We start from the raw sequence: 1,002 nt of genomic DNA on the forward strand, positions 1-1,002 counted from the left end.
TTCTTCGCTTGGCTCATAACGGCCAACCTTGTCTCCCAGTTCCAGCACCAGGTCGGTGACTTCCTGCGGGTCCACATCAATTTTTACCGCCAGGTAGGGATGATCCGGTGAGGCATCAACAATCTGCCCGAGTACTGGCAAGTGTACCGAGCTGGCCAGATAGCTTGATTTTTTATGGTTCATGGGGGGTTTACGTCAGGCATCCGGCGTTGATGCGTTTGGTAAAGTATCGGGTATTCGCGATAAACCTGTCAGACGGCGAGAAGCGTGTTATTCAGAGGTTCCCTAATCCACGAAGAACCTTTTTTGTTTCCACCCCTTCTGCCAATCGCCCCCACGATTGCTTACCATCAGGGCTGACTGTCAGCGGATAGAGACCATGATTGTTCGAGAGCGCCCCAATGCCATCGCCCTGTTATTTGCCCTGCGGGGATCAGTGGTGCCGGAAATCCTGCCACACATTCTCTTTGTTGCATTATTTTCTGTGGTGGTTGCCGCGCTCAGTCACTACCAACTGATAGACCTGACCAGCCTGACGATTATGCCGGTGACCCTGCTCGGCATCGTGTTGTCGATCCTGCTCGGCTTTCGCAATAACGCGGCCTATGACCGCTGGTGGGAAGCGCGCAAACAATGGGGCCAGATGGTCACTGAAATTCGCAGCCTGGCTCGAGCCAGCGGCACATTACTGGGCGAAAAGGCTTCGGCCCGGCGAGCATTGTTGATGCCGGTGCTGGCCCATGCGGTGGCGCTGAAGGGCCAGCTTCGCCGCGAAACCGTCAACGAGGAACTGTTGGCCTGGGTGTCAGCGGAACAGCGGGATGCGGCGCTGGCGAAAGCCAACCCGGCGGATGCGTTGCTGGCACAGGCCGGCGCCATACTGGGTGAGCAGTACCGGCAGGGGGCGCTGGACAGCATGGGGCTGAAGATACTCGATGAACGACTGGCGGCGCTGAGCGGTATCCAGGCCGCCAGTGAACGTATTGCGTCCACGCCCTTGCC

At 57.8% G+C, this 1,002-nt stretch carries 2 protein-coding genes; one reads left to right on the forward strand and one right to left on the reverse strand.

Annotation, left to right across the window (positions count from 1 at the left end; translation table 11 throughout):
- A partial coding sequence (locus A3754_RS05035) for an AraC family transcriptional regulator N-terminal domain-containing protein (protein ID WP_231880489.1) occupies positions 1–183 on the reverse strand: 183 nt, incomplete at its 3' end.
- Between the two features lie 196 nt (positions 184–379).
- Between A3754_RS05035 and A3754_RS05040 the strand changes: the two genes are divergently transcribed.
- On the forward strand, positions 380–1,002 hold a 623-nt coding region (locus A3754_RS05040; RefSeq protein WP_063518990.1), incomplete at its 3' end, for a bestrophin family protein.

The sequence above is a fragment of the Alcanivorax sp. HI0083 genome, from assembly GCF_001635175.1.